Origin of the sequence: Pelosinus sp. IPA-1 (assembly GCF_030269905.1) — a bacterium.
Lineage (GTDB): Bacteria > Bacillota > Negativicutes > DSM-13327 > DSM-13327 > Pelosinus.
On the sequence record NZ_BSVC01000005.1, the window covers coordinates 277,945 to 299,607 of the forward strand.

Consider the following 21,663-nt stretch of genomic DNA (forward strand, 5'->3'; position numbering starts at 1 on the left):
ATGACAAGAAGTGACAGAAGAGACGTTCCCTTTTGTCACCCATATTCCAGTGAAGATGAGATGACCTTTGACTTTGAAAATCATTGCAGCACTTCTCAACAAGTGAAATGAGCATAGGAGTTTAAAGTCTTTTTCACATTTTCGTAATTAAGCTAATCACTTTGTAAATTGCATCCCTAGTCTCGATTGGCGTTTTCAAAGTATTGGGTTCATATGATGGACCAAATGCATTTGTAGGCGCCCATGCGGTAGCTAACACCATGATTGTAGTCAGAATAAAACCAGGAGTGAAAGTCGTTCCAATCAGTCCGGAACTTTGTGCATTCACTACCTCTGTTATTTTTTTTTGTTGGACTAGTGCACGCTCAGTTAAGTTAACAGTATTTTGCTCCAAATTGTACCAGGTCATTAATCGAAATAATTCGGGATTTTTCATAGCAAAATCAAATACCTTTACCGCGTAGTCGGGAAGATCATCAGGTGTGAAGGTGATTTCCTCATAGACACGTTTCAAGCTATTCTGTAGAACAGTTATAAAGAGTGTCTCTTTATTTTCAAAGTAAATATAGATCATGTTCTTATTGCATTTCGCTTTTTTAGCAATACGATCTACGCGTGCTCCAGCGATGCCATAGGACGAGAATTCCTCCATAGCTGCCTCTAATATCTTCTCTTTTGTTGCTTCAGCGTTTCCCAACTAGGAACCCCTCCTTGTACTTGAATGTAGTATCCACAATATATCATATCGTTATATAATTGACAAACTGGTTAGTTTATTCTAAAATGTAACTAACCAGTTAGTTTTTAATTACTTTAAATGAAAGGTGGAATTTATATGAAGCTTTCGGGAAACACAATACTCATTACTGGTGGCGGTTCCGGAATCGGGTTGGCGTTAGCGGAACGCTTTATAAAAGGCGGAAATCAAGTAATTATTTGCGGGCGACGTGAAAACGCACTACAAAAAGCCAAAGAACAATTTCCAGGCATCATTACCCATACATGCGATTTGACGATAGAATCCGAGCGTATCGCATTATTTGATTGGATAACCGCGAATTATCCAGAGGTAAATGTATTAGTCAACAATGCAGGAATTCAACAGCGCTTCAATGTGTTAAAAGCAGATGCGAAGTACAATTGGAGCTACTTCAGTAAAGAAATTACAGCAAATCTTGAAGCACCTATCCATCTTTCCATACTATTCGCACCATTCTTTGCTGAAAAAAGTACGGCGACTATTCTTAACGTGACATCTGGGCTGGCGTTTACACCGCTTGCGATTGCCCCTATATATTCGGCCTCAAAATCGGCACTTCATTCTTTTACTATGAGCCTAAGACACCAGCTTTCAGCTACATCAATAGAAGTGATCGAAGTAGCTCCACCTGCAGTAAATACGGATTTAGCCGGACAGGGGCTACATACACATGGAGAACCGCTAGATGCCTTCGCAGACGGCATTTTCAAAGGATTAGAAGAAGCTAGAACGGAAATTGGATATGGCACGTCCGTAAGTCGCTTGCGTATGTCACGAGATGAAATTGACGCGTACACAGAAAAAATGTACAACGCAATGAAAGATTCAATCAAATAACAGTAAGAAGTGACAGAAGGAACGTTCCTATTTGTCAAAAGGGAATGTTCCCCATCAATTCTAAGAGAAGCTACCTATAATCTACTAAGAAGAATACAATTAATTTTGAGAAAGATTGTGATCTTCAATCCATTGAACACATGTTTTACCTCAATATTTTATATCCACTCTTTATATTTGCTCCAGTCCCCACTTAGCCGAGCCTTAATTTTAGATTGATCTATTTCAAGTAGATCATATTTTGATGCTTCCTGATACATTGAGAGAGAGATTTCCCTATCTCCTAACAATTCATATACCTGAGCAAGATTAAAGTATGCCACTCCGTCTTTCGATTTTAATTGTAATGCTTTTTCCAAATCCTCAATAGCCTCGTTATATTTTCCCATGCCTCCATATGCATTACCACGTCCAACATAATAACGAGAAGTATTTGGTTGTAGTTCAATAGCTTTTGTAAAATCATTAATTGAGTAAGAAAATAGTTCGTTTTTCGATTCTGCATAACCACGTTCTGAATAATAGTCAGCATTATTAGGTTCTAAATCAATAGCCTTATTACAATCACTTATAGCCAAGTCGTACTTTTTCAACTCAGAATATGAATATGCACGACAATAATAAATAATAGCTCTTCCGGGCTGCAATTCTATTGCCCTGGTATAATCAGCGATTGCAAGGTCATATTGTTTTTTTTCAAAATAATCTAGCCCCCGAAGAAAATATTTCACAGCAGTAGAGTCTGGTAATTCTGCTTGTTTAGAAAATGCATCACTCTTATTATTTTCCTCTTTTTCCGCATATCCAGTTTGGGCAGCAAATACAACGTTACTTAAACTAATTAGACAAATAACAATTAAAGTTACTTTTAAAAACCTAAAAGGCATCCATATCTTTTTCAAGTAATAACACTCCTTATAATTGGGTTTTGTTTTTAATCTAATTGTTTTTTCTGCATTTAACCAACTATATCATTTATAGATAATTGTAGCATCTGTAGAAAGATATAGTCCTAGAAGAAATAAACTACTTAATCATCGAATCAGGTGACGGTTCTTTGACTCGCCACACTAATACCTTAGATATTACGTTTAAATTGTCCCATTTCACCGCTACCCCAAATCCAAGGAGAAGCTACCCATCAATCTACTAAAAGGTAGATTATGGGTAGCTTCTCTTTCGATAAATAATAAGTCTTGCTACATGTTTGCATAGTAAGCAAAAGAAAATATTGAAGCAGCCACTGCAATTGATTAATGATCCAATTCGGGTTATCCTGAAGAAGTTTGTAAACCTTTAGAGGCATTTTAAAAGTTTTTCTTTAAGAATCATGGCTATAAGAAGTGAATAATAAAATAATCATGAAAGTACATTCCTTAATAGCTACAAACTCAACTACCAAATGCGTTTATCTCTTATTGTTATCCGTACAAATTATCTCATTTTAGCTAGGTATAAAATCAGAAACTGCCTCACTCATTAGAAAGAAGACAGTTGATTTCCTAATCCACCTTGTGTTTAGTGTTTAAACTATGAGCCTAATTGGTATAATGAGATATAAGGTGCAAAAAAGAAGTCGCTCAGGCAAATTGCTGACAATTGAAAGCAAGAGGATTTTAATTAGTAGATATATGAAGGAGGTCCTTATGCTAAAAATAGTTCCTCATTTATGGTATGACAAAGAAGCCAAAGAGGCTGCCTTGTTCTATATCAGTTTATTTGACCAATCGAAACTATTAAATGTGGCAGTACTCGAAAACACACCTTCGGGAGATGCAGAAGTTGTAAGTTTTGAATTGGCAGGGCAACATTTCAAGGCAATTAGTGCAGGTCCCTATTTTAAATTTAACCCATCCATGTCCTTAATGGTAGCGTGCTACTCTGTAGAAGAAGTAAATACGAAATGGGCAGCGCTATTAGAAGGCGGCACTGAATTAATGCCACTTGGTGAATACCCCTTTAGCAAATGGTACGGCTGGGTTCAAGATCGATATGGATTGTCTTGGCAGTTGATGCTTACAGACTGTGGAAAAGTATTTCAAAAGATTACCCCAAACCTGCTTTTCTCAAACGAAGTCTGTGGAAAAGCGGAAGAAGCAATGAGGTACTACGCGGAAATCTTCGAAAAATCAGAAGTAGGATTCATCAGCAGATATGGCGCAGGAGAAGCAATGTCATCCAAGGCAAAAGTAAATTATGCTGCATTCAAACTTTGTGGTATTGATTTTTCAGCAATGGATAATGGCTTTGACGTAGATTTCAGTTTCAATGAAGCATTTTCACTCATTGTAAACTGCAAAGATCAAAAGGAGATTGATACCTACTGGGACAACCTTTCTGCCGTACCTGAAGCAGAGCAATGCGGCTGGCTCAAGGACAAATTCGGCCTTTCATGGCAGATTGTTCCACAAAATTTGGATGAGGTCCTGTTTAATGGATCACGGGATGAGATCCGCAGAATCACAGACGCTTTCTTGAAAATGAAAAAATTTGATATAGCTGCCTTAGAGCAGGCGCGTATAGGAAATCGATAATAGTATAATGTTCGTCCCTAATATGAAATAATTTTCTGCAAATGATATTTGCCAGCTAATTAGTGATCAGATTTAAGACCCGCGCCACACATAGGAAGCAAACAATCAGCTGTCTTGCCATTTAATTCACAATACTTTAAATAGGCTGCATAAGTGGCTGCGGTTGTATGTTCACAGTAAACACCCTTTGCAGCAAGCGCCATTCTTGCTTCCATAATACGATTTTCTGGGGCTGCAATTATTGCGATATTGTACTTGTAGGTATATTCCAAAATTTCTTCACCACGCATGGGTACACCGATGGCAATTCCCTCTGCCATTGTCGGGGTGGGAGTTACAGAAGTTGGATGTTTCGCTCCAGCAAGCACTGCTTTTATAAATGGATCACAGTTTTCACTTTGAACTGCTACGATATGCGGCATTTTATCAATGACAGCACTTTCCAGAAGTTCTTCTAAAGCCTTTACAATGCCGATGAATAGTGTGCCGTTTCCTAACGGCACAAAGATATTCGCAGGAATTCTGTGCAGCTGTTCATAGACTTCGTAAATGTAAGTTTTGGTGCCTTCATAGAAGAACGGATTATACACATGATTTGCGTAATACTTTCCCTCTGTATCTACTTTTGCTCTGCAGGCATCTGCACAGTTATCTCTCGTACCAGGAACAACATTAACGCGGGCATTATGGGACTTGATCATATCGATCTTCTTTGATGAAGTACCTTCAGGCACAAAAATTTCACAATCAATACCGATTTTTGCGCAGTAGGCCGCTACGCTATTTCCGGCATTCCCGCTACTGTCTTGCACGACAGAATTTACGCCAATTGCTTTACAGTGAGCCATCAATACGGCAGCACCTCTATCCTTGAAGGATAAAGTCGGCATGAAATAATCCATTTTAAGCAGTACATCCTCATTAAAGCGAATCACAGGTGTCATACCTTCACCTAGGGTTATTTCCCGCCAATACTCACCTTCCAAAGGCATGAAAGCACGATAGCGGAAGATACTCCAGGTATCTTGATCGACTAATGACAGATCAAACTTTTGGGGCTTATAATCCAGTTTCCAAAGACCTCCACAATCGCACTTTGCCTTTCGAGTCGTTACAGCTACTGATTCTGTGCATTTTGAACAAATATATTTCATTGTTTATTAACCTCCGCAATCGCTTCAATTTCTACAAGGCAACCAAAGTGGAGCTTACCTACAGGCACAACAATACGTGCCGGTTTGTGTTCGCCGAAGAACTCTGTATAAACATTGTTAACACTCTCCCATTGGTTAATATCCGATACATATACTCTACACTGGACAATATCAGTACGAGAAACTCCAGCTGCTTTTAGAACGCGCTCCACATTCTCCAAGGCAAGCCTAGCGTGTGCTTTTATCCCACCCTCCGGTACTTTCCGAGTATCAGGGTCGATAGATAGCTGTCCAGATATATACAACATTCCATTTGAAATAATCCCGGGCGTGTAATGCCCTTTGTTTTCGCCATCATATTGAGGTGTTATCTTCTCCATATGCCACTCCTTTCCTATTTTTTCCCTCTTACCTCGTCTAAGTAACTGTAAATAGTTACCTTCGATAAGCCCATGCTTGCAGCTACTTTATCAATTGCACCTTTTACCAAGAACACCCCTTTTTCATCCATGAAGCGTATGATTTCTATGCTATCTCTTCTTTTTAAGTTACCGACATCTGTATTCTTGATGATATTATCAATTAGTTCATCAATGATTGTCAGTACATCTTGATTAGGAGCACTATCTTCGGTAGAGGTCGGCTCGGAGGGAGATGCGGGGAGAAACTCATTGAGTCTTTCCTGTATTAGATTAGATACAGTCAAGTCATAATTGATACAGAGCATTCCTACTACTTCACCTTCCGGATTACGAATGAGCGCGGACGAAGACTTGACTTTTTTGCCATTCTCCGCTTCAAAAACATAGTTGGCGGTACAATCATCTTTAAACTTCTTGTTGAGCAAGACTTGGCGGATGAGATGATCAAATGACTGGCCCTCTTTTCGACTGGTTACAGTGCCATTTGCCACATATACTACTGAACTTTCTGGCTGTGTCAAATCATGGATAACTATTTCACAGCTTTTCCCAAATGTCTGTGTAAGCATATTTGCCACTGGAATATATGCCTTTAATATTGGATGCACTTTTTATATCCCCTACCTGTTTATATATTTTTTTATACACACTGTATATTTTGTATAATTATTTATATAAAATATACAATTACTAGCCCATTTCGTCAAGCACTTATATATATAATTTTATATTTTGTTGTTATTTTTATATATTTTTTTATATGATTATCAGTTTGTGTCATAAAGTCTAGAAACAATCGAGTAGGAGGCTAGTATTTGATATAAAGCCCTATGGCATCTTCTTGTAACACAGAAACGGCAAGGCTTCAGAGATTCTGAGCCTTGCCGTTTCCTGTGTTATAGCATTTTTATGTATTCCACTTAGAATTTTGTAGATTTAAAATTTTTCCACAAAGCCCACTGAAACTCCTTGACCGTTATATCCAGGATTATGAGCTCTAAAACCATTGGAAACATGCATTAGCATATACCCGATACTTACGGAAGAGTTTTCGCTGATTTTATAAATGAATCGAGGCCCTATTCGCCACATAAAATTATACGGTCTTCCTTCAGCCGGAAATGTTTTGTCATATACAATAAATCCGCCGCTCATATCTAATGCTTCAGATAGCTTTCCAGAAAGCTTTTTCTCATTGCGAATCATGTAAACAGGCCCGACACCAATTGCGGAACTGTCCTTCCGCTGATGATTATCATCATTCATGTACCCAAACGGCCGTGTAATTGTAATACCTCGATAGATAGACCGATTCTCTTTTTTCGAAATATTTTCAAGTATATGTAATGATACCGTGTCAATATAGCGATCTTTGAAGCTCGCGTGAGTCAAGTAGTCCCAATCCAGTTCAACCTTGGATTCGGCGCAATATGATTTTCCCGGCATGAAAATCAGCAAAATATTAATAACCATAACGAAACAAATTAACCTGCGCACAAAACAACACTCCTCGTATGAGTTTTCTATATTATATCGTTGCTATTATACAAAAATAACCATAGTTCCTTTTCAACGAAAATAAAGAGAAACATGATTTATATTCGCTATACCGAGTTGGTTCTCCTGTTAAAAGTATCAAGTATTGAAATTTTTATTCCATTTTTTGGGACCCTATTTAATTTATTTAATAATGTAATTTTTTTTAAAGAAATAACGACAGGCTATTGACCCGATTCCATATGATACATTCAAATTTTCTATATTCTACTACCGCAATCCTTCTAAAAGAGAAAAGCTATCTAGAATCTACAAATAAGGTAGATTCTAGATAGCTTCTTTTTAGAAATTGTTAACTGGAACTAATTCTTTCTATTATAACTGTTATTTTACCAAGGTGTCTTCAATGTTTCACTCGTTATTCTATATCCATTCCCTAAAATTACTCCAATCTCCATTTAGACGTGCCTCAAGTTTAGCTTGGCCAGCCTCGGATAGATCCGAAACTCCAATTTTAGCTGCCTGCTGATAATTTGTGAGAGAACGTTCCGTATCTCCTTGTAGGTCATACGCTTGCGCTAAATTAAAATATGCCATGCCTTCTTTGGGATTTAATTGTACGGCTTTTTCAAAATCACTAACGGCCTCATTATATTTCCCTATACATCCGTATGCATTTCCACGACCATCATAAAAATGAGCCGTAGGGTTTAATTCAATGGCTTTTGTAAAGTCATCAATTGATCGAGAGAAATTACCCATTTTCCATTCTGTATAGCCACGTTCCGAGTAATATTCCGCATTCTTCGGGTCTAAATCAATCGCTCTATTGCAATCAGTCATCGCCATATCATACTTTTTCAGCTCGGAATAGGAATAGGCACGACAAATGTAAAACAGCGATCCTTGAGGTTGCAATTCGATTGCCTTACTATAGTCTTTGACTGCAAGATCATATTGTTTTGCCTCTGCATACTGAAATCCACGTAAAAAATATAGTATGGCAGAGTTGGGTCTTGCCTCTATTTGCTTAGTAAGCGCCTCAACTTGCTCCACCTCCTGTGCATACCCTATTGAATGAAAAAATGGTAAACTACTTAGACTAATTAGATACACAACAATTATTATCCATCTCTTTTTCAAGTTAACTACTCCTTATCGTCGAATCTTCTTTTTTACTTCTATTGTTTTCTAAATGTAACTATATCATTTATGGATTGCTATGGCATCTGCAGAAAGATATAGAGGGTTATCAGCAAACTATCGATAAGGAGATGCGCATATCCAGCAATTGTACCTAACCGAATAAACTTAAAGCATTGTTTATTTTACAGGAAGGATATGACAGTCATGTGACATGTAAAGAGGTCGATAACTCTCTTTTATGCTTTGGAGCATAAAAAAAGACCATTTTCAGTGGCCTTCTTTTTCATCATCATTGGTTTCTATTGGTTTCATAGCGGGTTGTGATACGAGTGTAGAAGGGCTTTGTTCTGGATGATTCACTCTACTTTCCTTTTGGAGACTTATGCCGAAAATCATGATAGCTCTCATCACGATTGCTGTTACCAGCATAAAAATAAATGAACCATAGTAGGTCCAATTATATAGTTTAAGGATACCCAAATAAGAAAGAAGCGGCAAGAGCGCAAATGAGGTAATACCCTGGACTACTAAAAGCCAAACTATGAAGGTTTTCCAGTCAGGGGAATACTGATAGACTAACATAAGAAAAAGAGGAACAACAGTTAAGTCATTTAAAAATAAACTATATCCCACCGGGAGTAGGTCGAAGATATAAGTCCAACGTCCTGAAGAAATACCCCAATCATCAAAGATAACTCGGGAGACAGCAATATACGAGCCAAAGAGAAGTATCTCGATTACACGGCGTTTGTCCACAAACTTCCACCAGATAACATAGGAAGCGACAATAGTGATTGCTATGAGCCACCAGTGAGGGGTTAAAAAATTCTGGATCCATAGTTGGTTCTTAACTTCCGAGGATTGAAGTCGAAGCTGGTGAAGCAATGCATAACTGTCCATAAGTTCCCCCCTACTTAAAAGTGGTATTACTCATAAATTGCCCCATGATTTAGATTATTATTCCATAGAAAATCGTCAGGATAATCTCCAGTGTTTAAGTGTGCAAGACAAGCTACCCATAATCTACTAATAAGGTAGATTATGAGTAGCATTTTTTATTTATTGAGAATTTAATGTTTAAAGTGTCGATACAGTAAAAATCCTGACAACACAACCGTAACAATCTCTGCTATGGGTACCGTCAGCCAGATGCCTTGAATACCAAACAAAAGCGGCAACACAGTAATGCCGATCGCTATCCAGACGATCCCTTTGCTCAAAGCGATGAATAACGCCTGTTTCGGAGTGCCAATGGCAGTAAAATAACCGGCTGCAACAATGTTTAAGCCATTTACCAAAAAGGCAAACGCATATAATTTTGCACCATATACAGCAAATGCAAGCACATTTTCATGTCCGTCATTTAAAAATAGCGTAATGACTTCTTTGCTAAAAACAAATATCGCAATAAAAATTCCCAAGCCAATTACAAAAGCAGTAGCAGAAACCAGCTTTAAGGCTTTTTTTACCCGCGCCATCTGACGGCTGCCGTAATTGTAGCTGATGATTGCTCCTACGCCGTCGGATAACCCAAGGAGTACATTGTTGCCAATAAACGACAAGTAACTAATGACCGTAAAGGCAGCTACCCCCATTTCCCCCACATAACGCATTAGCGTAATATTAAATAAAAAAGTGGTAATCCCTGTTCCCATCTCGCTTAGCCCTTCTGATGAACCGCTATAGAGAATATGGCGGGCTGTCTGTTTATCAAAACTGCCGGCAAACGGTTTTAACACTGCTTTTTTGCGAAGAAACGGCAAGATTGCCATACCAAATGCAATACTATAACCAATCCCGGTAGCAATCGCCGCCCCTTTAATTCCCATTGTAAGCTTGGCAAGAAGAAGCCAATTGAACAATATATGACTGCTGACGGCAACCACCAGAGCCAGCATAGCATAAACAGGCATAGCCATCGTCTTCAAGACATAATCCAACACCATCATGAGCGCCAAAAAGGGCAGAAACAATCCTAAATAACGAATATATGCCGCTACCTGTGGCATTAAATGCTCATTAGCTCCCAGAAAATACGCAATCTGTACAGGAAAAACCACCGCAGCTGCCGTAAACAGCAGCGAAGCTCCAACTGCAAGCATCACTGCTGTTGTAAAAGCGGTATTGGCTTCCACGACACTGCCCGCCCCCAGTTTTCTACCAATCAAACTTTGTGCCCCAATGCCAATGACCACACTAAGTGCAAACAAGAAACTACTAAATGGCATCGCAATATTAACAGAAGCCAAAGCGTCAGTCCCTATATAGCGGCCTACAAATAATCCGTCCACAATCGTATTCAAGCCTAAAAACAACATAGCGGCAATGGTCGGAATACTGTAGTGTAAAAATAACTTGTTAATACTTTCTGTACCCAAAATATTTTCTTTCATATAGCTCACCCCTATATAAAAGAATAAACCTTGGAGCAACTCCAAGGTCAAGTAGAATGTAATACAAGCCAAATTTCGTAGTAATCAAGACCGTCTTTATGAACACTTGCCAGGTATCGTCCAAGCAAAGGCCCCTCAACTTGCCTCCCCTGCTCTTTCAGCCAAGCCAATGCTTCAACCAGTACCGTATTTTCTTTCCTGGAATAATCGGTACCCAATACCGTATACAGACAATCCTTTGCGGGCAAAGAAGAAAACTCTTGCTGCTCAGAAAGATCAAGTCTACTCAGCGTATCTTCATCAAAACTGATGCCAATTTGCGCCAAATGAAAACTCCGATTATTGAGTATTTCATCTGGCGGCAGCAGCAAAGTATAGCGAATCGTATTCAGCCAAGTCCGATCCGGCTTTTTATATTGACGAATAATCGTAAGCAGATCCTCTGCCTGTGCACTCCAAAATTTACATTTAAATGTGGGCGCCGGAACAATCGAAAACTTGCCGAGTTGTTGTTCACATAGTTCATATTGGGCAGTCATTTGCGCGAGAAGTGTCCTTTGCCTAATTAAAGCTTCAATTTTCTCCTCAACAAGTCTTTCATTTTGTATCAGTATCTGTTTAATATCTCCAAGATCCATTGTTGCTACCATCGATCGAATATCTTTAACGGCTACCTCTAGATTACGGAAAAGTAAAATATCCATAAGAACTACAAGGTCATCATAGGAATAATACCGGTATCCATTATCGCGGTGTCTGCCCGACGAAAGCAATCCAGCCTTCTCATAATAACGCAACGTATCGGTTGACACATCGAACAGTTTTGCCATTTCACCAATCGTCCATTTATACTTCATATACTTTACCTGCCTAATCCTATTAGACTGCCATACTGTACCACAACCTGAACATCAAAGCACAGTGACTACAGACTAACAATTTATACGATTATTATATCATGTCTATCCTGGAGCTCCTCCCTGCTACCCCTACACTTTTTTCTTGACAATACATACCACTATAAAATACAATTGACCCAGGTCAGTAACGGATATGCCGCGTTACTAAAATACTTCCGCATCTCTGTGACAATAGGATCGGAAATACCGGTTAAGAGGTGGTTACCATTACTAGAATCAAAAAAGATCCCGAAGTCCGACGTACAGAGTTAATCGATGCGGCTTTTGCGTTATTTTGTTCCGTCGGCTACGAAAAAACAATGATTATTGATATTGTAAAAAAAATCGGAGTAGCCAAAGGAACCTTCTATTACTATTTTCCTACCAAAGAAGCCATGCTGGAAAGCATTTGCAACCGTTGGGCAACTGAAATGGCCACCTCCTTCAAATTAGAAAGCCGCCATTTTACCGCATTAGGCAAACTACAATCCTTCATTGTACAGCTGTTTCTTCCCAGTCCGCTTGATGTTCTATTTGACAGACTATGGGCTGAGGAACAATTCGACTTACTATACAAGACCTGGCAACATCAGCTCGAAACCGTCTTTAACCCACTTCTAGCTGACATGATCCAACAGGGAAATCAGGAGGGGACTATGCATGTGGTATATCAAGAAGAAACCATTGCTTTTTTCTGGAGTACTTTGAATTGCTTATGGGAAGCCTCTTATTTAAGAGAACCATCCACAGTCTTTATCAATAAAGTAAAGGTTGCCGAATCCGTATTGGAGCGAATCCTGGGGATCGAGAAAGAAGCTCTCGAATTATCCCTTACCCAACTGTAAGATTGCGTCGAAACCACGCATCTTTTTTCATCCTTCAACTGACCCAAGTCAGTTTTAATGCAATTCAACCTGGCACTCACGCATAGTCCGGCGGTAAAAGCCGCCGAAGCAGAGACAGCAAAAAAAATCCTGGTTGATCAAAGAAAATCAATCCGGCTCCGTTAGTCCTGCCTGTCGTCTATTCGCTTATTCATAACTGGAAGATGCGCCACTCGCAGTAACTGAAAAACATTCCGAAGGAGGTTCAAACATGACGGTTGCACCCATAATTATTGAACCGATGCAGGCAAAGTACAATCAGCAAGTTAGCCGCTTGCTTGTTCACGGATTTCGTGGGAAATTTCAACCCCTTACAAACTTGAATGATGACAATCTTGCTCTTTTTTTCGAAAAGCTTTTTGATCACAGTCCCGCCGAACCAGCAAGTCAAAGAATTGTTGCCCTACAAGATGGAGAAGTGATAGGAAGCCTGTCCATAAAGTGGAAGACAGAATCAGACCTAAAGCAAGAGCAAAAATTTCCGTGGCAGAGCCTCAAAATGTTTAGAAAGTGGACTCTCGTTAAATTATTTCTCGCGCTATATTTCTTAAACCACCAGCCACAAGCAAGAGAATGTTATATTGAAGATGTTTCTGTCCATCCGGCGCATCGAGGCAAAGGAATCGGGAAACGGTTACTGCAGTGGGCGCAGCATCATGTAAAAACCGAGCCACTCCTAGATGTGTTAAGCTTGCACGTTTCAGGTAAAAATCAACAGGCCAAGCAGCTATATGAACAGATGTCATTCCACACTCATTACCAGAAGAATAGCTTAGCACGGCATTTTCTATTTAATGAATTAAAATGGGATTATATGGTGTTTAGATTGAAATAAATAATACTTTTTTAGGAATAATTTGGGGAGTAATTATGGAAAAAAAGATTAGAATTTCTATGATTGTCATTGTTTTGCTATTTTGTGGCACGGCACTTTTTGTTTTTAAGCAAAACAGTTTCAACATGGTCGAGCAATCTGTTGAGATCCCTTCACCCGAAGGAAAATTGACGGGAACGTTGGTACTGCCCGAGAACTATTCAGGTAAGCTGGGATTAGTCTTGTTTATTCATGGTGACGGACCTCTTGGTGCCTCGCATAATGATGGTTATAAGCCGCTATGGGAGCGGCTAACTTCCCTTGGTTACGCCTCCTTATCCCTCAACAAAAGAGGAATTAACGGATCAGAAGGCAATTGGTTAGATCAAAGCATGGACGACCGTGTAGAAGAGGCTCGTCAGGCCATTGAATGGGTAAAAAAGCAGCCAATGATTGACGAAAAACAGATTGGAGTTTGGGGAGCCAGCCAAGCGGGGTGGGTTATTCCAAAGCTTGCCGAGAAGGAGCCTCTCGCATTCAGTCTTGTTGTATCGCCTGCAATTAACTGGTTGACCCAGGGAAAATATCATACCCGCAAAACAATGGAAAAGGATGACCGCTCCGAAGTCGAAATTCAAAGCAAAGAAGCGTATGATCGGCAAGTGCAGCAACTTTTAGAAGGTCATGCCTCCTATGAAGAATATCTAAAAATTGCCCATGAAAATAGTTTAATGTCAAAAGATCGATGGACATTTGTCAGCAAAAACTATTTATCGGATGCAACCGATGACCTTCGTCATTTTAATTCTCCTGTACTATTGCTATTAGGTGAGGAAGATGTACATGTTAATGTAAAAGAGACAGAGCAGGTGTATCGTAACATGGTTAAATCGTCGTTGCTAACCGTCGCTGTCTTTCCTAATACGGAACATTCCATGCTAAGCAAAGAAACTGCTGATTCGGAATTTCGAGCAGTATTGATAAGTCTTTTCGCTCCAAGGCAAATCACCGTCCCCGGTTATATGGATCAAATAGAGCAATTTTTGAAGAAACTTCCCGAAAAGAAATAACTCCTTCCATCTCTCGGGGCAACTAACTCGCCCTGTGTCACACCTATTTGGATCAGGCAGCATCCAGAAGCTCACCAGCAGGCACCGCCTGCCATCGATCATCTGGCGAAAAGTCAATGATTTGCTGCTTGCGTAGAGCTTCTGCGATAATATCCCTAATAGGAATACCCGTATCATACAGATTCGTCCCTTCCCGGAACATGGTAAATCCATCACCGCCAACGGCCATGAAATCATTGATGACAACTTTGTATTTTTTCTCGGATTGCAGCAAAGTACCATCTGTTGCCATCACAGCGGCAATACGTAACCCTGCCGGAGAAAGGGTTTCATAGGCTATTTTTAAACCCGAATACTGCAACATGCCTATTTTTTTATTGCCGATGCCGTATTCAAGGACTTGCATAATCTGTGCACCGGTCATCTCTACCGTGAACAATGTATTGTCAAAGGGCATAACCTCATAAAGATTACCCATGGTAATGTCTCCGGACATAATCCCGGTACGCAGTCCTCCCGTATTTTGAAAAGCAATATCCGCGCCTGCCGTCTGTCTTAACGTATCCGTTACCCACTGGCCCAAAGTCGTTTGGGCCAGTTCATTGCGGTCATGGGACAAGGCATTGAGAGTATGACCTACCACAATATTTTTAACGGGTGCTATTTCCTTTTGTGAATCCTCAATCATTGCTTTGACTTGTTGATCCGGCAGCTGATCCATAGAAGAAAGGGTTGTAACACTGGCAACTGCAGTTTCAACCTTTCTGGTTCTCTTATTATAGGTAATATCAATCTTTCCTACTGCCCGACCATTATAATAGGCTTGCACCACTGGCACATTATGTACTTGACCAAATACCTCCTGATGGGAATGCCCTGAGATAACGGCATCCAATCCATCGACCTCCTGGGCCAGCTGAACGGCGTCTCCATGAAGATTTCCCTGGTTATCCATTTCGCTACCAAGATGAGTCAACGCTATGATGATTTGTACACCCTGCTTTTTTAATTCAGGAACTAACGTTCTGACTGTTGTAACAGGATCTGCAAAGGCGTAATTTTCTATCATTTTCGGATTGGTTTTATAAGCCGTTTCCGGTGTAGCGATACCGATTATACCGATTTTTACTCCTTTCCGTTCTAACACAGTATAGGGTTTTACAAAATCAGCCGGCTTCCCTGTTCGCTTATCAATTACATTGGCACAAATATACGGAAAAGCTGATTGTTGAATACGCTGTTTTAACACATCAATTCCCCAGTCAAATTCATGATTTCCAAGGGTCATTGCATTAAATCGAGCATAGTTCATTACATCAACCACTGTTTTCCCATACAGAAGGTTGGAATCAGGGCTGCCCTGAAACATATCTCCGGCACTGACGACTATACTTCCCTCCGGATTCTGGTCTCTCACTTTTTCAATATAGGCTACCAGTTTAGCGGCTCCCGGATTCTTACCGCTTTCCGTTAATGCACCATGAAAATCATTGATACTTAGAATTTGTAATTGAACAACATCCTGCTTCCCGCCCATACCCTCGGCCATCGCCTGCCCTGAGATAAACAGCATAGTGAACATCAAAACAGCCGTCATCATCCATTTCCTGCAAAAAGATACATGCTTCATTCTAACCCCTCCCCATCCTTATTGCCAAACGCCCTATTGAACTATTCAAAAGTACTATTGAGCTCTGTTTCTTCTTATTGTATCCTCTTTCCTGCCAACCATTGTACCAATAAAAGTAATTTTTAATGAGGGACACAAGGATTGCTTTGGTTCTATTGTGATTGGCACAGCAGGAAACGCTACTAAGCTTATGGAATAATTACTGGAAACTTAGAGAACTTAAATAGTACGACAATCATGGATTTTGATAACTATTTGAGTGATGATGATAGGATGGTGACGTTAGTGAAGGTTACTGTATTAGGATGCGGCCGTTGGGGAACCTTTTTAGCTTGGTATGCGAATCGAGTTGGGCATCAGGTAATGTTATGGGGCAGAGAAAATTCCAAGAATTATTTAAAACTAAAAGAATCTAGAATGAACGATTATCTAACATTACCACAAGATATCCAGTTAAGTAATTCATTAGAAGCAGCAGTATCTTTTGGTGAGATCATTATTATTTCAATTAGCGCTCAGGAGTTACGCTCATTTGCACATAACATAAGCTTACAGCAAGAGTTGGGAAATAAAATATTCATTTTATGCATGAAAGGCATCGAAGCCAACAGTGGCAAAAGGTTATCGCAAGTATTTAGTGAGGAAATGGGAGGAAGTCAAAACATTGCCATTTGGGTAGGTCCGGGGCATGTACAGGATTTTGTTAAGGAAATACCTAATTGTATGGTGATCGGTTCTGATGACATTGAGGTAACAAAAAAAATAGTGGCAGAATTCAACAGTTCCTTAATACGGTTCTATTATGGGCAAGATCTAATTGGAAATGAGATTGGGGCTGCTGCGAAAAATGTGATAGGACTAGCGGCAGGAATGTTAGATGGGTTATGCTATAGCAGTTTGAAAGGTGCACTCATGTCACGAGGCACAAGAGAAATATCACGTCTTGTGAGAGCCATGGGCGGTAATGATGCAACGATCTACGGATTAAGTCATTTGGGAGATTATGAGGCAACACTCTTTTCTTTGCATAGCAACAATCGAAGATTTGGGCAAGCTTTTGTAAGTGGTGAAAAATTTAATAAATTAGCGGAAGGTGTTTCTACACTAGAAGCAGTAAGGCATTTAGCACAGAAATATGAAGTAGAACTTCCGATTTGTGATGCTCTCTACGAAATTATCTTTGAGAATGCAGATCCAAAAGAAAAACTGCTGGATTTGTTTTTGAGGCCGATTAAGTTTGAGTTTTAAAAGAAATACAAGAGACTATTAAAAAGTACATTTCCGATGTAACTTCGATTTTTTGTAATAACGCAGGAAATGATAGCATAAACAAAAGAAATCGACACTACAATGTATGAAAGACTAACAACACTAAACTTATGAATGGAGTGATAACGTGAAGATACGATTGTATTTATTACTTACTTACATTTTTTTAGGAATTAGTTTTGGTGGGGCGAATATGGCTTTTGCAGAAAGTAATGTGATCCCTTATCCTTCTGGCTATGATCTTACCAGTGAGGGTGCATCTTCCTATAACGGTGTGGGTAATGTTAAAGACTCTCCCTATTACAAAGCCGTCGATTTTTACAATATGAAGTCAACTGATACATTAACAATCTTACCCAATTATAAAACCTATCAGCAAACAACAGAAATCACTTGCGGTCCCGCAGCCGCTTTAACAGTGCTGTATTATTCAGGGAACACAAAATGGGATGAGCTTAAGATCGCTAAAATAATGGGAACAAAAAAGGCAATCGGTACGGATACGAGTGGGATGGTTACATTCTTCAAGTCCATTGGTTGGGATGTTAAATCCAGTCTAACTACAGCTAAGAAAGATGGTACGACTTTTTCAAGCGTTACCGATTTTAAAGAATTTGTAACCTCGAACTTAAAAAATAATACTCCTATAATGGTGGAAAATATTGATTGGGGTGGACATTGGAGAGTCATTATCGGCTATGATACTATGGGAACAGAGACGGTGGCAGATGATGTCCTTATCTTAGCAGACTCTTATGATACTGCAGATCACTTCCAGGACGGCTACGTTGTTAATCCAGTAGAAAAATTCTACTACATGTGGTTTGACGCCCATATGCTGCCAAAAGGTCAAAAAACACAACAGTGGTTAACAGTCAAAGCTCCTCAATCCTAATGAACAGCCAAAACTTTAAAATGAAAATTCATCTTTCCTATGTCTTCCATACTGCTTATAAAGCACAATACTCCTGCAAAGCTAAGCTCTTTGCAGGAGTATTTATTTGGAGGATGACCCCGAATTACAGTTATAAATCTTAACCTTAACCATTCACCTTTTTCACAGCCAGCTCCCAAAGCATTTTACTATTTGTATATCGGTTCATTTCATATTCATTTATATATTCAACATTCCAATCTATAAAAAGTGTTTCTAATTGCTCCTTATCAAAAAATCTTTTTAAGTTTCCATCAATATTATAGTAATTCTTTTCTATCGTAATACCTTTCCCTGCTCCATAGTTAGTATCTTTAACTGAGTTAACTCTTAATAACAAAAAACCATCTTCTTTTAAAACTCTTTTTATTTCATTCAATATTTCTTTAGTTTCAGTCCAGGAGAAATAATGTAATGACAGATCCGCAATAATGACTTTCGCACTTTCACTTTCAAAAGGTAATCCACCCTTCATATCAAAAAGTTTTGTAACCGGATCATCCATAAAAAATTCTAGCTTTTTTAAAGCTTCCTCCGAATAGTCGCAGGAAATAATCTTGTAATGGCGTTCATACAAGTACATCGTATCATTCCCAAGCCCACAGCCTAGATCAATTATAGAAGTGTCTTTTGAAGCATTTAAGATATGTTCATATTTATCCAGCCATAAGTCATATGTAACTCTTTTATTGTCGCTGGCTATGTACTGTTTATTCCAATATATCCTTGGGTCAGTCATTCTTTTACCTCCAAGAATTATTTGCATATTCTACGTTATAGCTTCTCTTGGATAAATGCTAATCCCTGCTGATTTTTTACATTATAAGTATTATTTTACTAATTCATAGGTACTCTCCGTTCCCTCTTCTCGGAATAAGACATTTACAAATTTACATAGTTTAAATATTTACATTAAGGTTATCGCTATTGACAAAAGAGCAATGTCCTGTGATAATGTATATAATATTACAAGATTTTAATCAATCTTGCATTTTGACAAATTTAATACTAAAAAGTAATGACTAGGAGCGACGCAATCAATAAACACTTCAGAGAGCTGGCGGGTGGTGTGAGCCAGAGTAACATTGTTGCAGTCCTCTCACCTAGGAACTCTTTTGGTGAATAATACCTGCAGGTATTGGTAAGCAAAAGCGCTGCCGAGCGTTATTCGGAAGTCTGTTGATTAACAGGCGTTATGAGTCCAATGTAGGGTGGTACCGCGTATCGTCGCCCCTATCGATGCTTTCAGGAGCATCGATAGGGGCTTTTTGTTTTGCAAATAGAGCGCGGTGTTTTGGTAAAGTGAAAATTAGATATAAAAAAGGTGGAGAAGAAAAATGATAGGGAAAAAACAAATGTTGAAAAAGAATTGGATCGTGAGCTTTCTAGTACTTTCATTGATGATTCTAATTGGAGGTTGTAGCAGCAGTGAAAAGCCAGCCACCCAAGACCAGACTTCTGCCAAAGGTACTGCAAAGCTAGGAGTTGTTTCTTACCTCACAGGAGCTGGCGCGGCATATGGTGAATCCATTCGCCAAGGTTTAGAGTTATCGAGAGATGAAATCAACGCCAATGGGAAAGTGAAACTAGAGCTTATTTTTGAAGATTCTAAGGGTGAAAAAAATGAAGCTATTAATGCGGTAAATAAGCTAATTCATAAAGACAATGTATTAGGAATAATTGGCCCAACACTCAGCGGTGAAATGTTTGCCGTTGGTCCTATTGTCAATCAAGAAGGGATACCTATCATGGGGACCTCATTGACAGTAGAAGGAATTACGGAAATTGGTGATTATGTTTTCCGTAATTCTTTACCAGAGTTCGCAGCCATACCTCAATCGGTGAAAAAAGCCAAAGAAAAATATAATCTGAAAAAAGTAGCTGTGATGTATTCCGATAATAACGATTTAGGAGTTGCAGGTTTTAAGATTTTTGAAAAAGCATTGAAGGAAAATGGAATTGAAATGATTGCCGTAGAGACTTTCCAAGATAAAAATACGGACTTCTCTGCTCAGTTGACCAAAATAGCTACTCTTAATCCTGATGCCGTGGTAGTCGCTGGACTGTACCAAGAAGGAGCCCTAATTCTTAAAAAAGCACGGGAAATTGGGATCACAGTTCCCATTATCGGCAACAATGGGTTTAATTCACCTCAGCTTATCAAATCCGCTGGCAGTGCAGCAAATGGTGCTGTCGTAGCTAGCCCTTGGTTCCCTGGAAAAGATGATGCAAAGGTTAAGAATTTTATTGCGGCTTACAAAGCGAAATATAACAAAGAACCTGACCAGTTTGCCGCACAGGCATATGATGCATTGCAAATCATGGCAATTGCAATTGAAAAATCAGGATCTGTAACGGACTCCAAAAAATTGCGAGATACGTTAGCTACGATAAAAGATTATTCTGGCGTGACGGGTAAGTTTTCTTTTGACGAAAAACGTAATCCAGCCATGGATGTTACTGTACTCGTCGTAAAAGATGGTCAGTTCACGGAATTAAAATAATCAGTAGGCAAGTTTGACTGGGGGGATTTACCTTGTTTTGGCAGCAAATGGTTAACGGCGTCACGCTAGGCAGTACCTATGCTTTGATTGCTTTAGGATATACTTTGATCTTCGGTGTACTGAATATCGTTAATATGGCTCATGGTGAAATCTTTATGTTTGGGGCCTTTATTGGCTTGATTCTAGCTACCAAATTCAATATTGGTATTTTTGGTGCCTTATTGGGAGCTATGGTAGCTGGAGCTGGGCTGGGATACTTAATGGAGCGTCTGGCACTTAGGCCACTCCGGCGCCGCAAAGTGTCAGAACTGGCTCCACTTATTAGCACAATTGGGGTATCTATTTTCTTAGAGAGTTTGGCACTTCGCCTGTTTGGCCCTGAGGCCCAATCTTTTCCCCCAGTTTATTCCACTCAAATTTTTGAGATAGGCGGACTTAAAATCTCCGCAGTACAAATACTAATTTTAGCCATTTCCTTTGGTTTGATGTTAGTACTACGTTTCTGGTTGTCAAAGACGCAACTAGGCAAGTCAATTCGTGCTACAGCGGAAAATATTGAAACGGCAAATCTGTTAGGTGTTGATACACAAAAAATTATTGTGTTTACGGTAATGCTGGCATCCGCTTTGGGAGGCGGCGCAGGCGTGCTTGTCGGTTTGGCATTTAATGCTATCGAACCAACCATGGGAATTACTATGGGGTTTAAAGGGCTGGCAGTATTGATTCTAGGAGGGTTAGGCAACATTACTGGAGCCATGGTTGGCGGATTACTACTCGGTGTGGCTGAAGTATTCAGTGTGGCTTATGGCGTCTCTTCTTACCGAGATGCAGTAGCTTTTGGATTCATTATTGTGTTGCTATTTATACGTCCCCAAGGGCTTTTTGGCAGCCAAGAGCAGCAAGGAGGACGATAGAC

The 21,663-nt window shown here is 39.5% G+C and carries 21 protein-coding genes; 9 read left to right on the plus strand and 12 right to left on the minus strand.

Annotated elements, in window-relative coordinates; genetic code table 11:
- Nucleotides 1–133: 133 nt before the first annotated feature.
- Nucleotides 134–697, minus strand: coding sequence for a TetR/AcrR family transcriptional regulator (locus QSJ81_RS14075; RefSeq protein ID WP_285718011.1), 564 nt, complete (start codon nucleotides 695–697; stop codon nucleotides 134–136).
- A 138-nt stretch (nucleotides 698–835) separates the two neighbouring features.
- On the opposite strand from QSJ81_RS14075, the gene QSJ81_RS14080 reads away from it, so the two are divergent.
- Nucleotides 836–1,597, plus strand: a complete 762-nt coding sequence (locus QSJ81_RS14080) for an SDR family oxidoreductase (RefSeq protein WP_285718012.1) — start codon at nucleotides 836–838, stop codon at nucleotides 1,595–1,597.
- A 158-nt stretch (nucleotides 1,598–1,755) separates the two neighbouring features.
- Here the strand turns inward: QSJ81_RS14080 and QSJ81_RS14085 are convergent, their stop codons facing one another.
- Complete coding sequence (locus tag QSJ81_RS14085; protein ID WP_285718013.1) at nucleotides 1,756–2,499, minus strand: tetratricopeptide repeat protein; 744 nt, start codon at nucleotides 2,497–2,499, stop codon at nucleotides 1,756–1,758.
- Nucleotides 2,500–3,243: 744 nt separating this feature from the next.
- On the opposite strand from QSJ81_RS14085, the gene QSJ81_RS14090 reads away from it, so the two are divergent.
- Nucleotides 3,244–4,131 carry a VOC family protein gene (locus QSJ81_RS14090; protein WP_285718014.1) on the plus strand — a complete coding sequence of 296 codons (888 nt, stop codon included), beginning with the start codon at nucleotides 3,244–3,246 and terminating at the stop codon, nucleotides 4,129–4,131.
- A 59-nt stretch (nucleotides 4,132–4,190) separates the two neighbouring features.
- Here QSJ81_RS14090 and QSJ81_RS14095 read toward each other — a convergent pair whose 3' ends face one another.
- The 8 genes from QSJ81_RS14095 to QSJ81_RS14130 all read right to left on the minus strand — a co-directional run bounded on the left by QSJ81_RS14095 (nucleotide 4,191) and on the right by QSJ81_RS14130 (nucleotide 11,600).
- Nucleotides 4,191–5,285, minus strand: a complete 1,095-nt coding sequence (locus tag QSJ81_RS14095; RefSeq protein ID WP_285718015.1) for a threonine synthase — start codon at nucleotides 5,283–5,285, stop codon at nucleotides 4,191–4,193.
- Nucleotides 5,282–5,665, minus strand: coding sequence for a RidA family protein (locus tag QSJ81_RS14100; RefSeq protein WP_285718016.1), 384 nt, complete (start codon nucleotides 5,663–5,665; stop codon nucleotides 5,282–5,284). Before QSJ81_RS14100 ends, QSJ81_RS14095 begins: the two co-directional genes overlap by 4 nt.
- Before the next feature lie 14 nt (nucleotides 5,666–5,679).
- Nucleotides 5,680–6,315 (minus strand): helix-turn-helix transcriptional regulator, encoded by a 636-nt coding sequence (locus QSJ81_RS14105; RefSeq protein WP_285718017.1) that lies wholly within the window; start codon nucleotides 6,313–6,315, stop codon nucleotides 5,680–5,682.
- Nucleotides 6,316–6,643: 328 nt separating this feature from the next.
- Nucleotides 6,644–7,204, minus strand: coding sequence for an acyloxyacyl hydrolase (locus QSJ81_RS14110; protein ID WP_285718018.1), 561 nt, complete (start codon nucleotides 7,202–7,204; stop codon nucleotides 6,644–6,646).
- Nucleotides 7,205–7,627: 423 nt separating this feature from the next.
- Nucleotides 7,628–8,347 (minus strand): tetratricopeptide repeat protein, encoded by a 720-nt coding sequence (locus QSJ81_RS14115; protein ID WP_285718019.1) that lies wholly within the window; start codon nucleotides 8,345–8,347, stop codon nucleotides 7,628–7,630.
- Nucleotides 8,348–8,617: 270 nt separating this feature from the next.
- Nucleotides 8,618–9,250: a CBO0543 family protein gene (locus QSJ81_RS14120; protein WP_285718020.1), complete on the minus strand. Its 633-nt coding sequence runs from the start codon at nucleotides 9,248–9,250 to the stop codon at nucleotides 8,618–8,620.
- Between the two features lie 170 nt (nucleotides 9,251–9,420).
- Nucleotides 9,421–10,728, minus strand: coding sequence for an MATE family efflux transporter (locus QSJ81_RS14125; protein WP_285718021.1), 1,308 nt, complete (start codon nucleotides 10,726–10,728; stop codon nucleotides 9,421–9,423).
- 62 nt (nucleotides 10,729–10,790) lie between these two features.
- Nucleotides 10,791–11,600 carry a MerR family transcriptional regulator gene (locus QSJ81_RS14130; protein WP_285718022.1) on the minus strand — a complete coding sequence of 270 codons (810 nt, stop codon included), beginning with the start codon at nucleotides 11,598–11,600 and terminating at the stop codon, nucleotides 10,791–10,793.
- Between the two features lie 260 nt (nucleotides 11,601–11,860).
- Here QSJ81_RS14130 and QSJ81_RS14135 point away from each other — a divergent pair, with 260 nt between their 5' ends.
- From QSJ81_RS14135 to QSJ81_RS14145, 3 genes are all read left to right on the plus strand, one after another.
- Entirely contained in the window at nucleotides 11,861–12,487 is a 627-nt protein-coding gene (locus QSJ81_RS14135; RefSeq protein ID WP_285718023.1) for a TetR/AcrR family transcriptional regulator, read from the plus strand.
- 250 nt (nucleotides 12,488–12,737) lie between these two features.
- On the plus strand, nucleotides 12,738–13,361 hold the full coding sequence (locus QSJ81_RS14140; RefSeq protein ID WP_285718024.1) for a GNAT family N-acetyltransferase: 624 nt from the start codon (nucleotides 12,738–12,740) through the stop codon (nucleotides 13,359–13,361).
- A gap of 35 nt (nucleotides 13,362–13,396) precedes the next feature.
- Nucleotides 13,397–14,410, plus strand: coding sequence for an alpha/beta hydrolase family protein (locus QSJ81_RS14145; RefSeq protein ID WP_285718025.1), 1,014 nt, complete (start codon nucleotides 13,397–13,399; stop codon nucleotides 14,408–14,410).
- A gap of 52 nt (nucleotides 14,411–14,462) precedes the next feature.
- On the opposite strand, the gene QSJ81_RS14150 is transcribed toward QSJ81_RS14145, so the two are convergent.
- Nucleotides 14,463–16,040, minus strand: coding sequence for a bifunctional metallophosphatase/5'-nucleotidase (locus tag QSJ81_RS14150; protein WP_285718026.1), 1,578 nt, complete (start codon nucleotides 16,038–16,040; stop codon nucleotides 14,463–14,465).
- 285 nt (nucleotides 16,041–16,325) lie between these two features.
- Between QSJ81_RS14150 and QSJ81_RS14155 the strand changes: the two genes are divergently transcribed.
- On the plus strand, nucleotides 16,326–17,288 hold the full coding sequence (locus QSJ81_RS14155) for an NAD(P)H-dependent glycerol-3-phosphate dehydrogenase (protein ID WP_285718155.1): 963 nt from the start codon (nucleotides 16,326–16,328) through the stop codon (nucleotides 17,286–17,288).
- A 148-nt stretch (nucleotides 17,289–17,436) separates the two neighbouring features.
- Nucleotides 17,437–18,204 (plus strand): C39 family peptidase, encoded by a 768-nt coding sequence (locus tag QSJ81_RS14160; protein ID WP_285718027.1) that lies wholly within the window; start codon nucleotides 17,437–17,439, stop codon nucleotides 18,202–18,204.
- 145 nt (nucleotides 18,205–18,349) lie between these two features.
- Here the strand turns inward: QSJ81_RS14160 and QSJ81_RS14165 are convergent, their stop codons facing one another.
- Nucleotides 18,350–18,982 (minus strand): class I SAM-dependent methyltransferase, encoded by a 633-nt coding sequence (locus QSJ81_RS14165; protein ID WP_285718028.1) that lies wholly within the window; start codon nucleotides 18,980–18,982, stop codon nucleotides 18,350–18,352.
- A gap of 598 nt (nucleotides 18,983–19,580) precedes the next feature.
- On the opposite strand from QSJ81_RS14165, the gene QSJ81_RS14170 reads away from it, so the two are divergent.
- Nucleotides 19,581–20,747 (plus strand): ABC transporter substrate-binding protein, encoded by a 1,167-nt coding sequence (locus QSJ81_RS14170; RefSeq protein ID WP_038674465.1) that lies wholly within the window; start codon nucleotides 19,581–19,583, stop codon nucleotides 20,745–20,747.
- 32 nt (nucleotides 20,748–20,779) lie between these two features.
- Complete coding sequence (locus QSJ81_RS14175) at nucleotides 20,780–21,661, plus strand: branched-chain amino acid ABC transporter permease (protein ID WP_285718029.1); 882 nt, start codon at nucleotides 20,780–20,782, stop codon at nucleotides 21,659–21,661.
- Nucleotides 21,662–21,663 lie beyond the last annotated feature (2 nt).